General features: G+C 46.8%; 12 protein-coding genes. 4 read left to right on the forward strand and 8 right to left on the reverse strand.

The window, feature by feature from the left end:
• Positions 1-2: 2 nt before the first annotated feature.
• Both AC1XUF_RS04750 and AC1XUF_RS04755 read left to right on the forward strand, forming a co-directional pair.
• Positions 3-1931: a response regulator gene (locus AC1XUF_RS04750; protein WP_483340514.1), complete on the forward strand. Its 1929-nt coding sequence runs from the start codon at positions 3-5 to the stop codon at positions 1929-1931.
• 93 nt (positions 1932-2024) lie between these two features.
• Positions 2025-2783, forward strand: a complete 759-nt coding sequence (locus AC1XUF_RS04755) for a hypothetical protein (RefSeq protein ID WP_483340515.1) — start codon at positions 2025-2027, stop codon at positions 2781-2783.
• 57 nt (positions 2784-2840) lie between these two features.
• On the opposite strand, the gene AC1XUF_RS04760 is transcribed toward AC1XUF_RS04755, so the two are convergent.
• The 7 genes from AC1XUF_RS04760 to AC1XUF_RS04790 are packed head-to-tail and all read right to left on the reverse strand — an operon-like array spanning position 2841 to position 9567.
• Complete coding sequence (locus AC1XUF_RS04760; protein WP_483340516.1) at positions 2841-4103, reverse strand: class I SAM-dependent methyltransferase; 1263 nt, start codon at positions 4101-4103, stop codon at positions 2841-2843.
• 10 nt (positions 4104-4113) lie between these two features.
• Positions 4114-4926 (reverse strand): DUF1365 domain-containing protein, encoded by an 813-nt coding sequence (locus tag AC1XUF_RS04765; RefSeq protein ID WP_483340517.1) that lies wholly within the window; start codon positions 4924-4926, stop codon positions 4114-4116.
• A 39-nt stretch (positions 4927-4965) separates the two neighbouring features.
• The gene (locus AC1XUF_RS04770) at positions 4966-6225 is read right to left on the reverse strand and encodes an NAD(P)/FAD-dependent oxidoreductase (RefSeq protein ID WP_483340518.1); all 1260 of its coding nucleotides are present in this window, start codon (positions 6223-6225) and stop codon (positions 4966-4968) included.
• A 1-nt stretch (position 6226) separates the two neighbouring features.
• Positions 6227-7357, reverse strand: a complete 1131-nt coding sequence (locus AC1XUF_RS04775) for an alpha/beta hydrolase fold domain-containing protein (protein ID WP_483340519.1) — start codon at positions 7355-7357, stop codon at positions 6227-6229.
• Positions 7350-8384, reverse strand: coding sequence for an SAM-dependent methyltransferase (locus tag AC1XUF_RS04780; RefSeq protein ID WP_483340520.1), 1035 nt, complete (start codon positions 8382-8384; stop codon positions 7350-7352). The genes AC1XUF_RS04775 and AC1XUF_RS04780 overlap by 8 nt, the downstream gene beginning before the upstream one ends.
• 60 nt (positions 8385-8444) lie before the next feature.
• Positions 8445-9239 carry a DUF1295 domain-containing protein gene (locus AC1XUF_RS04785; protein ID WP_483340521.1) on the reverse strand — a complete coding sequence of 265 codons (795 nt, stop codon included), beginning with the start codon at positions 9237-9239 and terminating at the stop codon, positions 8445-8447.
• Positions 9232-9567, reverse strand: coding sequence for a DUF1475 family protein (locus AC1XUF_RS04790; RefSeq protein ID WP_483340522.1), 336 nt, complete (start codon positions 9565-9567; stop codon positions 9232-9234). The genes AC1XUF_RS04785 and AC1XUF_RS04790 overlap by 8 nt, the downstream gene beginning before the upstream one ends.
• Positions 9568-9730: 163 nt before the next feature.
• Here AC1XUF_RS04790 and AC1XUF_RS04795 point away from each other — a divergent pair, with 163 nt between their 5' ends.
• Entirely contained in the window at positions 9731-11578 is a 1848-nt protein-coding gene (locus AC1XUF_RS04795) for a chloride channel protein (protein ID WP_483340523.1), read from the forward strand.
• 139 nt (positions 11579-11717) lie between these two features.
• Entirely contained in the window at positions 11718-12152 is a 435-nt protein-coding gene (locus tag AC1XUF_RS04800) for a MarR family winged helix-turn-helix transcriptional regulator (protein ID WP_483340524.1), read from the forward strand.
• A gap of 82 nt (positions 12153-12234) precedes the next feature.
• On the opposite strand, the gene AC1XUF_RS04805 is transcribed toward AC1XUF_RS04800, so the two are convergent.
• Positions 12235-13071, reverse strand: a complete 837-nt coding sequence (locus AC1XUF_RS04805; RefSeq protein WP_483340525.1) for a DUF4097 family beta strand repeat-containing protein — start codon at positions 13069-13071, stop codon at positions 12235-12237.
• Positions 13072-13076: the final 5 nt, after the last annotated feature.

The raw sequence follows: 13076 nt of genomic DNA on the forward strand, positions 1-13076 counted from the left end.
CCATGGAAAATACAAAAATTTTATTACTTGATGACCGGGAGGAAAACCTTTTATCGTTGAAAGCGATCCTGAATAGGGAAGATATTGAAATTGTAGCGACCACCTCTCCCAATGAGGCTTTGCGGATTGTATGGGAAAATGATATAGCTGTTGCACTGGTGGATGTGCAGATGCCCGGGATGGATGGCTTTGAATTTGCTGAAACACTCGTCTCCAATCCAAAAACCAAAGAAATCCTGATCGTTTTTGTCACGGCAATTTCGACAGAAACGACCTATGCTGTGCGGGGCCTGAAGACAGGGGCCATTGATTATCTCTACAAACCACTTGATCCATACATCACCAATGCCAAGGTTGATTCATTGATCAAGTTGGCGCGAAGCCAGAAAGAAATAAGGGACAAAAATCGGTTGCTTGAAAATTATGCGACGATTATCCTCAATTCACCTGATATTATCGCAACCGTTGAGCCGGAGTCCGGCAATATTTTATCGATCAATCCTTCAGTTGAAACCATTTTGGGCTTATCGCCTTCGGCTTTGCATGGTGTAACGATACTGGATCTGCTCGTTGACCCTATGAAATCCGGATTACGGGAAGTGCTGATACGACGCAGCTATACAGGGGGCGAAACCATCGTGGTCGAGGATCAATTTTATGGCCGTCTGCGCCAGCCAGTCTGGTTGGAGCTGCGTATTATGTATAAGAACAGGCTTTTATTTCTGAACCTGCATGACATTGAGAAACGGAAGGCCCGCGAGCGCGCGTTGATCGATGCGCAGGCTCAAGCGGAGAAGGCACGGAAAGTGAAGGAATCTTTTCTTGCCAATATGAGCCATGAGATCCGGACGCCATTGAATGGCATCATTGGTCTGGGGAATCTTTTAGCTGCGACGACATTGAACGATTCCCAGGCGGACCTGATCGAAATGCTGCGACAGTCGTCGGGCTCGTTGTTGAATATCCTGAACGACATACTGGATATTTCAAAAATAGACGAAGGTAAATTCTCGATCATTCCTGCCTCCACAGACCTGCGTGTGCTGGGGAAAGGAATTATTGATCTGATGAAATTCAAAGCGGAGGAGAAAAATCTGGATTTCAGCTTGGTTGTAGAAGAAGCTGTTCCGGATTGCGTGATGGTGGATGGCATGCGTTTGAACCAAATCTTGCTGAACCTGGTAGGTAATGCGCTCAAATTTACGCAAACCGGGCGTGTCAGGTTAAAGTTCGAAAGTGTTTCCCAGACTGAAACCGGGCATAAAATCAGGTTTTGCGTCGAAGATACTGGCATTGGAATGTCCGCTGAGCAGATCGCCAATATTTTTTCGGAGTATGGCCAGGCCTCGGAAAATACTTCGTTTCAATACGGGGGTACCGGCCTGGGACTGACGATTTCCCAGAAGCTGGTGCGTTTAATGGGCAGCGAACTTGAGGTGAACAGCAGGTTCAATATGGGAAGCCAGTTTTTTTTCACGCTGATACTGCTCGACGCGAACGAGAAAGCCAAGGCGTTTAAATCGACCATCTCGTTTCAGGATCTGCCGCCATTTAAAGGTAAGACCGTTTTAGTTGCGGAGGATAACCCGATCAATGCACTTTTATTAAAAAAATACCTGAAAGCCTGGTCTCTGGAAGCCACGGTTGTAGGAAATGGTAAAGAAGCGGTCCAGGCGCTTAGGGAGCAGAATTTCGATCTCGTTATCATGGATACGAGGATGCCGGAAATGGACGGTTTTCAGGCAACTTATATCGCCAGGACCCAATTGAAGGTAGTCACACCCATATTATCCTTGTCCGCGACTGTATTACCTGAAGAGATCGAACAAGCCCTGGCAGCGGGAATGAATGATACTTTATCAAAGCCGTTTGAACCGCAAAAGCTGCACATGAAAATCGGCTTGCTCCTGGATAGCAACGCATCGCAATAATGCAACGAATTGTTGCTTTTTGTCGTAATGTAAGCTGATGGATTTCGTTATCAGAAGTAATTGCAATCGTTATCAACCAACAAAATGAAAATCATGAGAAACAGTTGGGGCATTGTGCTTCTGGCCGCTCTGGCCGGATGCAGTTCCTCCAAAACAATGACCTACGAATCGAAGTGGAATGCCCCTTTTACATATGTGGATGAAGTGAAACCTGATCAGCAGGACCAGAAATCCAGGCTTCGCTACGGGATTATCAATGACGACCAGTACGTCTACATCACGTTAAAAACCAAAGACCCGACCACGATCCAGAACATACTCAACAGCGGGATGAAGATCGCTTTCAGTCCGGATGGCCAGAAGAAAGAAGCTTATTCTCTGCTTTTTCCTGTGGTGATGAAAGAGGATAGAAAAGCATTAAAAAGAATTGACACGGATCTTCCAAACAGTCTTGGGCTGGATTTGCTCCTGGATTCCTACAACAAGGAGGCAGTCTGGAAAGATACCAAAGGGCAGCATTTCATCAGTCTGGTTGCCCCCGACGGTAGCATCAAGTCACATATTGCCATGGACAGAAACGGTGAATTGACCGAGCAGATCGCCATTCCTTTTAGCCTCATGGCTGTAAATGTAAAAGAAACAGGCGCACTGGGAGTGAGTATTAAGGTAGACGGGCAATCGTCCCAATCGGGTTTCAGCCCCAGAATAGGCATTGGCCTGGGCGGTGGTATCGGTATGGGTGGCGGAATGGGCGTAGGCATTGGAACAGGCAGTGGCTACGGTTCGCGCTACAACAATAATGACCGTAATGTGGATATCAAGCTCGAAGTCCAGCTTGCAAGAGCGAACTAACCCAGCCTTTATCCATGCAAAAAGCCCGCTGAGACGTTCAGCGGGCTTTTTAGTTTTTCAGAACAGCTCGGTATTATTAGGTCTGCTGTAAACCACCTGGATCACACTGATATTTCTCATCCTGAAAGCCGCTTCGCAGTAGCACAGATAGTAGGACCATTTTCTGATGAAAGTATCGTCAAAGCCAAGTCTTTTGACCTCACCAAGGTTATCGTTGAATTTGTCCAGCCAGATTTTAAGCGTTTGGGCATAGTGCAGCCCGATTTCTTTGAGGTCTACCATCGTTAAGTCGCTGGATTGATTCACTGCTTTATTAATGGCACCGACAGATGGCAGCAAGGAGCCCGGGAAAATGTGCTTCTGGATCCAGTCCACGCCTTTTCTCAGGCTGTCATATCTGGAATCCGGGCAAATAATTACCTGGATCGCCAGGATACCCTCTTTTTTCAGCAATTCGTTGCATCTTTTGAAATAGGAGGGCAGGTATTGATGTCCGACTGCCTCCAGCATTTCAATGGAAACGATTTTATCAAATTTTCCGTCGATTGTGCGGTAATCCTGTACCAGCACCTGCACGCGATCCGATAAACCAGCTTCCGCAATGCGTTCGGTGGCGAGCTTTTGCTGCTCGACCGACAGCGTGAGCGAGGTTACCCGACAACCATAATTCCGGGCCATGTGAATCGCGTTTCCGCCCCAGCCGCTCCCTATTTCCAGTACGTGGTCGGTATGCTTCAGTCTGAGCTTTCTGCACAGGCGATCGTATTTTTCGATTTGCGCCTCCTCCAGGTTCATATTTTCATCTGTGAAGTAGGCGCTAGAATAGGTCATTGTTTTATCCAGAAAAGTGGCGAAGAAGTCGTTGTTCAGATCGTAATGTTCTGAGATATTTTTGCGCGAACCGGACATGGTATTCGCCCTTTTATTTTGCAGGGCCTTGTTAAAAAACCTGAGCATATTGGTGGAAAGTCCTCGCGCCCTGCTTCCCGAGACCCCCGGCGCATTGTCGATATTCAGGATCACCCAGGCAATTACGCTGGTAATATCGTCGGTTTCCCAAAGACGAGCCACATAAGCCTCCCCGAAACCAATATCTCCAAAAAGCACTATCTTCTTGAAGAAATCCAGTTCATTGACGGTAATGTTTGCCTGAATATCATGTTTTCCATTTCCAAAATAATGTGTGGTGCCATCCGGGAGATTTAGGGTTAAACAACCCAATGTCATCTGTTCCAGCTGCCTGTAAACAATCTTTTGGTAAAAGCCCGGCTTTGAGATGAGAAGTTCCCTGACTTCCGGGAAAGGTGTTTTGACTAGCATAGTGTCCTGTTTATGATTTGTATGGCCTGAAAACCTCTTTCTGTAAAATCAGGTTGTCTGCTTTCCGGATAAACCTCAGTTTTCGCGTCCAAAGCAGGAAAGCCTGCCAGTGTATGAGCGCAATGATTTTGAGAGTGATGAAGGGAAAAGAGAAAAAGAAAATCAATAAGTTACTGTCTGTCAATGGCTTTCTTTTTCCAGTTAGCGAACTCACAAAAAAGAGGCTACCATTTCTGTCGAAGTCGTTGATATTGATTTTCAATTTCTCTTCCGGAATTTCCAGCTTGAAATGAAAGTGTGTGTCCAGATCTATAAATGGTGAAACATAAAATTCCTTAGCGGTATTTAACTCGTAACGCTGGTTCTTATACGTATCGCTGTTCAGGAAATAGGGCTTCATCTCTCCGAAGGTATTGCAAACCTCCACAACCGAGCAAAGCGGCTTTCCTGCCTCGTCAAAACAATAATAAAACGAGACGGGATTGAACTGGTAGCCCAACGTGCAGAGGTTCGTGAGCACCATTATTTTTCCGTTTCCGATATGTATTCCGTTGGTGCTGAGGTATTCGGCCAAATGTGCCCTTACCTTTTTGCTTTTGTCCGGATTTTCCCTGGGCATTTGCAGATGATCTTCGTCCCTGAAATTGAAAAGATTGAAACGGTTCCTGCTCAGCCACCAGAGCTCAGTATGCAGTGTGTCAATTTCGTTCAGGTCCAGGTAAAACATATATATGTCATAGGCAAACTGATGCGCCTTGGGACTCAACCTCTTGTGCATGACCTTTGCCTGGTACAAACATGAATTCAGTTTCAGACCTTTCATGCTCTATATACGACACGGTCTTTTTTTTAGATTTATGCCTCACAGAACATTTCTGCCTAATAAATGCGAGCAGAGTTTCACCGCGCTGGCGAACGCATCCTCATGGAAACCATATTTGAAATAACTGCCGCAGAAGTACACCGGGCCGTCGACATTTAGCGAATCCAGTTCGTTCTGCGCGCGGATAGCCGGTACGTCGAAAAGCGGATGCTCGTAATCGATTTCGCGGATGATTTTTTTCTCGTCCAGATCACTCTGAGGATTGATGGAGACAAAGTAATTATGCTTCTCGGAAACATCCTGCAAGCGGTTCATCCAGTAAATGGTACTGGGTTTGAGTTGTCCCGCCTCGGCAGAAATGCGGTAATTCCAGCTGCTCCAGGCGAGTTTCTTTACAGGCATTGTGTTTTCGTCGGTATGCAGCACTGCCTTGTTGTATTGATATTTGAAATTGGATAGCAACCGCTGTTCCGCGTTGGTAGGTGCGTAAAGCATTTGCAGGGCCTGGTCCGCGTGACTGGCAATAATCACCCGGTCAAAAACTTCGCGCGAACCATCTGACGCCTGTATCGCAACCTTTCCATTTTCCCGGATCACCTGAACGGCTGTGCGGTTCAGGTGGATTTTCGACTTGAACGGCTCTATCAGCAGTTCCCGATAAGCTTGGCTGCCGTTGTGGAGCGTGTACCATTGGTGCTGTGAGTGAAGGCCCAGAAAACCGTGATTTTTGAAAAACCGGATCAATGTCACTGCCGGGAAATCCAGCATTTGTTCCATTGGGGTTGACCACACCGCCGAGCTCATCGGCACCAGGTATTTCCAGAGCATATCGGAACTATACCCGGACTCGGTTATATATCTTCCAATGGAATAATTGGCGTATCTGGGATCATCCAGGATCTTAATGCTTTCTTGATTGAAGCGTGAAATCTCCGCCAGCATTTTCAGGTACGGGATATTGAAAATGTTTTTGCGCTGCGCAAACAAATGGTTCAGGCTGCTGCCGCTATACTCAAGACCGCTTGGTTTATGCTGCACGCTGAAAGACATATCCGTCTTTTTGATCGGCGCTTTGATCTTTTCGAAAAGTTTACAAAGGTTCGGGTAAGTCTGAAAATTGAAGACCATGAAGCCGGTATCAATGTAAACAGGTTTGCCATCTTCGTCTACCGTTACGGTGTTGGTATGTCCTCCAACGTAGTCGTTTTGTTCGTAAAATGTCAGGTCTTCGGATCCATTTAAAAAGTAACCGCAACCCATTCCGGCGATGCCGGTTCCGATGATGGCTGTTTTAAGCATGCTATTGGGTAACTGAATGTAAAAAATGTAAAACCGCGTAGGTCGAAAGCTGTCCGCCGGGCCCATTGATATGATAGTCAAAACCGTGTGTCGCCCAGGGGAGCGTCAGCAGGTAATGTTGTACTTTTTTCTGCCTTAGTTTTTCATCAAGCCGTCTGCTGTGTTCGTAGGCGACCAGTACATCGTTTTCGCCGTGAATCAGCAAGGTCGGCGGCGACCACTCCGAAGCAAACAGGATAGGAGAGCTGTTCTCATAGCTTTTCGGGCGGCTTTTGTAAGGTCCGCCCAGGTAATCGTCCATTACCTTTCTTGAATCCATGATCAGCGGGTTGGAAGGAATTGAATAGCCCCATACCATATCCGCCGGCCCGTAAAAGTCGATCACTCCTTTTATACAAGTTTGTTTTTTTGAATAACCTGCAAGTAAGGCGATCTGCGCGCCGGCCGAACGTCCGAGCAGCACAAAACGACTCGTATCAATCTGCCATTTTTCGGCATTTTGTTTGAGGTATTTTATCGCATCCAATACATCTTCGGCAGGAGAAGGATTCCTGAACTGCGGAGCAAGCCGGTAATTTATTGCCGCTACGTGGTAACCCTGTTGACTGAGGATTGTGTTCAGTTCGGGCAACTGGGTATTGTCGCCACTCTTCCAGGAACCTCCATGCACCACGATGACACAAGGCCGTTTGCCCAGTAATTTCGAAGGATAGTGCGAAAGGGTCAACTTATATCCAGCTCCGGATTTGTATATAAAAGATTGATAATCAGATTTTATAACACTGTTAAATATTTTTCCGATTTGCAACGGGCTGCCTTGCTGCCCATGTTCCGGAACGGAATAAGGGCCAAATGCCGCTTCCAGGTTTGCCCTTAAGTCAATTGCAATAATTCTTGCCCGGATCACCGGCGTCATGAATAAAATGAGCGATAACGCCAATAGCAGGTTCGACGCAATGGGGTAAACGGGCGCCCGAAGGTTGATCAGTAAAAATAGAAAGGTGAACGTGATCGGCGCCCAGGGAAATTCATCGACCATAATGGCCAGCAGCCAGAAGAAATATGCGGGAGCCGGAAAAATGGTCAGCAGGGAAATCAGAAAAATAATGATCGCTGGAATCAACCTACTCATGGGCCTGGTTTTTTTCGAAAAGATAGTGACTTACCATCCATTCATTGCCATGATTGTAATTCCAAAGTTCGGCGCACGACATGTAAAAGATCCGCCAGTAAACCCACCATTTAACAGCATTGGCTGTGCCATAGGTTTTTTCGAAAAGCGGCATAATCTCCTGCTTATGGGCGTCCATGTTCGAAAGCCATGCCTCGGATGTTTTTCCATAGTGGCTGCCGCTCACGTGCCAGTGTTTTTTAACAGTCAGATCGTCGTTAAAGTAAAACAGCAGGTCGTCACTCGGCATCACGCCGCCGGTAAAGAAGTACTTACTCATCCAATCCGTATCGTCCACAACTTCAAACAGATAGGCATATTCCCTGTGTGTAAAAATGTGAATGAACAGCTTGCCGTCTGCTTTAAGAAAGGACGCCACTTTTTTCATCAATAGCTCATAATTACGCATGTGCTCGAACATTTCTACGGAAACGATCCTGTCGAATTTTCGATCGGTTTGAAACGTATTCATATCGGCCGTTAGCACAGAGAGGTTGGTTAACCCCCGTTGAGCTGCCTGACCGTCGATATGCTGCTTTTGTGTCCTGGAATTTGAAACTACGGTGAAGTTACTGCCAGGATATCTCGCCGCCATGAACAGCGAAAGTGATCCCCAGCCACAGCCCAGTTCCAATACTTCCTGACCCTCCGAAAGCTCCGCACGGTCGCAGGTCATTTCCAGCATGTCAACTTCGGAGGTATCGATATCGGTAACGCCGGGTTTCCAGTAGCCACTCGAATATTTCAGGTTTTTGCCCAGACAGTATTGATAAAACTGCGTCGGGACTTCATAATGCTGTTCATTGGCAGCGTGCGTGTTTACCGCGATAGGGGATGCCTTTAGCTTCGCTATAAATTCCGAGAGGTGCGCCTGCTGGGTTTCGACTCCGCCTTTATTTTCGTCGTCGAGGCGTTGTTTTAACAATTGGCGGATACGTTTCCGGATCAGAAAGTCGGGGACCCGGTCTTTTTCTAACATATGATTCATCCACATAAGCCTTTGATTTGAAGGTTGGTTAATTTCTCGACGGCAAGATTTGGCAATTTCTCACGACCTAGCTGGTCTGCCAGGTACAAAAGCATTGGTTCTGCGCTGATATTCGCGGTATAAATCGCCTTTCGAGCGGATAGACTGTTCTTCGGTAGCCGGTATCCCGGTGACATTCAACAATAAATAGAGCATAATGGCGGGACTCAACACGGCCAGATACCCGTATGGCGAAGCCAGTGCAAACACGAAATAGGCTACCCATATCATCCACTCGAAGAAATAGTTAGGATGTCTGGAATAATGCCACAAGCCTTTGTCACACACTTTTCCTTTATTTAAAGGATCCTTTTTAAACTGGTCTAATTGCCAATCCGCCAATGTTTCACCGCCTAATGCAATGATCCATATCGCTCCGCCTAGATACTCCATTACGGAGAATTTTGGATGGGCATTGCTTGTAATGATGAAAAAGGGGATCGCAAGCAAGACATTCGAAAAAGCCTGCGCCTGAAAAAACCAGAATAGTTTGCGATCCGAATGCGGTGCCCAATCCTTTCTGAGCTGCGCGTACCGTCCTTCCTCTTCGTGGATATGCCTGATCACCCGTTTACCCAGGTGGGTTCCTAACCTTATACCCCATACGATGACCATCCCGCAGATCAGCCAGACACGGTTGGGGCTACCCGGCGCAAGCAAAACGAGGATCATCGCAATCACCGGGAAGTTATACGACCAGAAAATATCCACGACACCGCCGTTCTTGATTTGATAGGCCCAATACCAAACGCCCGCCATGATGAGGCTGCATACGACCAGGCAGATCAGCGCGATCGTCAATGGGTTGTTAATCATGTTGCCTGGTGAGTAAATCGTGAATTCCTTCCCCTGGTTTAAGTCTGAAAAGCGCGATCAAGATGTACATACAACTCGCAATACTGCCGAGAAAGAACATCGCCAGCAACCACACAATTTTGAGCAGGATCTGGTCCTCCTTGTACCATATCCATAAATAGATCACCAATGCATTGGCGTAGAAGTCCCAAAGCGTGGCCCGCATCCATGGAATGGAGGCCAGAAAATCCCACTCATTGAAAAGGTTGCTTTTCAGACTGGTTGTGATGACGACAAAGCACATCCAAATGAGGATAGCGCCAAATGTGATTTTGAGAAAAGTGACCATTTTACTTGCCGTTAATGGGTATTTACAAATATTTGTGGGAGACTCGGGCCTCCGGGAACGTCTTTTGTACTGTTTAATAGCATACGAATTTTGAACTAAAAGCGATTAGCGTAGGTGTGAAATCTGCAAGTGTTTCGTGTAATCTACTCAAAAACAGCATATTGTGAATAAATATCACATCAAGAAATACTATAACTTCTTAAAGTTCAGAAAAGATTTCACCCGGTACAGCCTGAATAAGTTCAGAAGCTATGAAATCGTATTATTCTGGCTCAAAAGCATTTTAAACCGCACGCAGTTTTTGATCTTGTCCGGTGTTCTCGTGGGTACCACCTGCGGCCTGGCGGGTGTTTTGCTCAAATCGCTCGTGCACTACATCCACTATGTGATCACCCATAAAGTGCATTTCGAGGAGCAGGTTTTATTTTACATCCTGTTCCCATTTCTGGGTATTGTGCTGACGACGCTGGTAGTTATATTCATTTTTAAGGGGCAGGATAAAAAAGGTATCCCTGTGATTCTGTACGAGATCGCGCAGAATTCAAGCGTAGTTTCGTCGGTTAAAATGTATTCCCAGATCGTACAAAGCGCTATTACTGTCGGCTTAGGCGGTTCGGCCGGACTGGAGAGCCCGATCGCCGTTACGGGAGCGGCTATTGGTTCCAATTTTGCACAGACCTACAAGCTGGATTACCGTGAGAGAACCTTGTTGCTGGCAGCCGGGGCAACCGCCGGGATCGCCTCAGCCTTCAATGCACCGATTGCAGGGATGATGTTTGCCTTCGAGATTTTGCTGACCGGCGTTGTTTTCTCCGATTTTATCCCGCTTGTCGTAGCGGCGGTCTGTGGCAGTCTCGTTTCAAAAGTGCTGTTACAGGAGGAAGTGCTTTTTCAGTTCAAAACCAGGAATCCCTTCGACTATCATAATATACCTTTTTACCTCATCTTAGGTGTTTTGTGCGGACTTTACGCCCGTTATTTTGTATTGATCGCGCAGTATGTGGACGAGTTTTTCCATAAACTGAAACTAACCCGCATCCGGAAGGCGATGCTCGGAGGTGCCATTCTTTCCTTATTATGCGTGCTGTATCCTCCGTTATTTGGTGAGGGTTATGACACGATCAAGGCGATCACAAATGGCCAGATCCACGGTGTCGTTGAGAATTCTTTCTTCCGTTTTATCAGTTACCGTGAGTGGGTGGTACTGGTGTTTGTAGCGGTGATCTGTTTATTGAAGGCATTCTCGGCATCCATCACGATTTTCAGCGGGGGCAACGGAGGCAATTTTGGCCCTTCGCTTTTCGCGGGCGGATCGTTGGGGTATGTGTTCGCATTATTTTGCGTACAGATCGGAATACCGGATGTTCCCATCAATAATCTGGTCATTGTAGGCATGGCGGGGGTGATGAGCGGGGTTTTATATGCACCGCTTACGGCTATTTTCCTGATCGCCGAATCCACCTCTGGCTATGACCTTTTTATTCCCTTGATGATTGTTTCCATCATCTCATTTTCGATGGCCAAATGGTTTTCTGCTATCTCTCCCGACTTGCGGAAACTGGCCGACCAGGGGAAGATTTTTACCCGCGAACACGACCGCAACCTGCTCTCGTTGCTTCATATTCTCGACCTGATCGACAAGGATATTCAGGTCATCAGCATCCATGCTTCGCGTGACGAACTGGCGGAAAAATTCCGCACCGGGAAACGGAACATGATCTCGGTAATCGACGACAGCGGGAAGCTCGTCGGTATCATTTCCATGGACGACGTACGCCCGTTACTCTTTAATCCGGAAGTCTATGATCTGCTCAGTGTAAGAGGCCTTATGAAGGAACCCTCAACCGTGATCAGCGACCTGGACAGTGTCGTCAGCGTGGTCAAAAAGTTCGATGAAACGGGGGCATGGAACCTGCCCGTCGTAAAGGTTTCCGGCGAATTTGTAGGCTTCATTTCCAAGTCCGGCGTGCTGAACAGCTACCGGCAGCTTCTTAAGGCACATTCAGGATAGAAGTGCCACGTGAAACATTTTTTTAAAATTCCAAATTTTATAATTCATTGTTATTTAATTAAATACCTTTCATATATATTTGCATAATACTTGAATATTCAAGTATATATCAAGCATAGTTCAATCATTTATCAAACTTATGTCAGTCATTACTCCTTCATTAAAATTCTTCCTGAACCTGACGATGGTCCAGTCCCTGATATTCAAGCGGTTCGATACAAAACTGAGCAATCACGGGATCAGCCTGAATGAATTCATGATCCTGTTTCACCTCGGTGAAGCGCCGGACGAAAAGCTGAGAAGGGTAGACCTAGCCGAGAAAATCGGTCTGACGGCCTCCGGAATTACCCGGATGCTGTCACCTTTGGAGAAACTGGGCTTGGTGAAGAGAGAAGCCAACAGCCGGGATGCCCGCGTGAGTTACGTAAAGCTGGCCAACGCGGGAAAAAAGATTTTAAACGAAAGCTCAGCCACCGCCGAAGAGGTCACTGAGCAAATTCTGACTTCGGTAAAAACGAAAAAACTGGATGAATTTTCGAAGATGCTGCAAGAGTTAGGCGCAACGATTAAGTAAGCCCCGGGCCATAAAAAGAGGCGTTACAAGCCTGGTTTTAGCCAGGTTTGTAACGCCCTTCAGAAGCCTTGGACAGGCAGTTTTACTTCGCTTTTCTCACATAGATGTTCCCGTTCATATTCTTCATCATGATCTCGCCGCCGCCGCCGTTGACTTTGCCTTTTACCCAGTCTTCGATCGAGACTTTGTACATGCCGTCTTTCGCGGAACGGGTAGCCTGCGGCGCGCTTTTGTCCACGTCCACGTCAAAGTCGCTGTAAATTTCCCCCCTGTCGGACTTGATTTTTACGTCAAACTTGGCGGTGGCCGGCAAGGTAACATCCACATTTCCGTTCAGCGTCGAGAAGGCCATCGGGGATGTCGTGTCAACAGATTTGAAGGCAACTTTCAATGTTCCGTTGATCGTATTGGCAACTGCCGAGCCGGACACGTTTGTAAGCCTGATATCACCATTTACGTTTTTGACTTCCAGCTCGCCGTCTACATTTTCGACGACAATATCACCGTCGTTAATAGTGCTCACTTTCAGCGCGAATTTGAGGGGTACCTTAATATTCAGGTTAACCATGTTATTACCGACCCGGGAATTTATTTTCACGGTATTGTTTTGCTCGGTTACCGTAATGTCGAGTGCTGCGTTCCTGGGTGAAATCCGCTTCATGCCGCCAGCTTCGGTGTCATTGGGTTTGTCTTTCTTTTCGTCCATTTTAGCGGCTGCATCAATGATCACCTGGTTTCCGGCATAACCGGTTATATGAATGCTTCCGGTGATCAGACCGACGTTTAATGAGCCTGGTTTGGCTGGGTCTGTTAAAGGTATTGTCAGCGTTTCTTTGGATTCGTTTTGCGCCCAGAGCGGTATCTGGCTAAACGTTAATCCGACTAGTATGGCGAGGGATAAAATTGAATTGGTTTTCATTTTGC

Source organism: Dyadobacter sp. HNCC25DJ185, from assembly GCF_056895195.1.

What these genes read in the sequence shown, in the direction of transcription:
- AC1XUF_RS04750 (WP_483340514.1), top strand. Translation starts at nt 3, where the DNA reads ATGGAAAATACAAAAATTTTATTACTTGATGACCGGGAGGAAAACCTT.
- AC1XUF_RS04760 (WP_483340516.1), bottom strand. Translation starts at nt 4,103, where the DNA reads ATGCTAGTCAAAACACCTTTCCCGGAAGTCAGGGAACTTCTCATCTCA.
- AC1XUF_RS04755 (WP_483340515.1), top strand. Translation starts at nt 2,025, where the DNA reads ATGAGAAACAGTTGGGGCATTGTGCTTCTGGCCGCTCTGGCCGGATGC.
- AC1XUF_RS04780 (WP_483340520.1), bottom strand. Translation starts at nt 8,384, where the DNA reads ATGAATCATATGTTAGAAAAAGACCGGGTCCCCGACTTTCTGATCCGG.
- AC1XUF_RS04785 (WP_483340521.1), bottom strand. Translation starts at nt 9,239, where the DNA reads ATGATTAACAACCCATTGACGATCGCGCTGATCTGCCTGGTCGTATGC.
- AC1XUF_RS04775 (WP_483340519.1), bottom strand. Translation starts at nt 7,357, where the DNA reads ATGAGTAGGTTGATTCCAGCGATCATTATTTTTCTGATTTCCCTGCTG.
- AC1XUF_RS04805 (WP_483340525.1), bottom strand. Translation starts at nt 13,071, where the DNA reads ATGAAAACCAATTCAATTTTATCCCTCGCCATACTAGTCGGATTAACG.
- AC1XUF_RS04765 (WP_483340517.1), bottom strand. Translation starts at nt 4,926, where the DNA reads ATGAAAGGTCTGAAACTGAATTCATGTTTGTACCAGGCAAAGGTCATG.
- AC1XUF_RS04800 (WP_483340524.1), top strand. Translation starts at nt 11,718, where the DNA reads ATGTCAGTCATTACTCCTTCATTAAAATTCTTCCTGAACCTGACGATG.
- AC1XUF_RS04790 (WP_483340522.1), bottom strand. Translation starts at nt 9,567, where the DNA reads ATGGTCACTTTTCTCAAAATCACATTTGGCGCTATCCTCATTTGGATG.
- AC1XUF_RS04770 (WP_483340518.1), bottom strand. Translation starts at nt 6,225, where the DNA reads ATGCTTAAAACAGCCATCATCGGAACCGGCATCGCCGGAATGGGTTGC.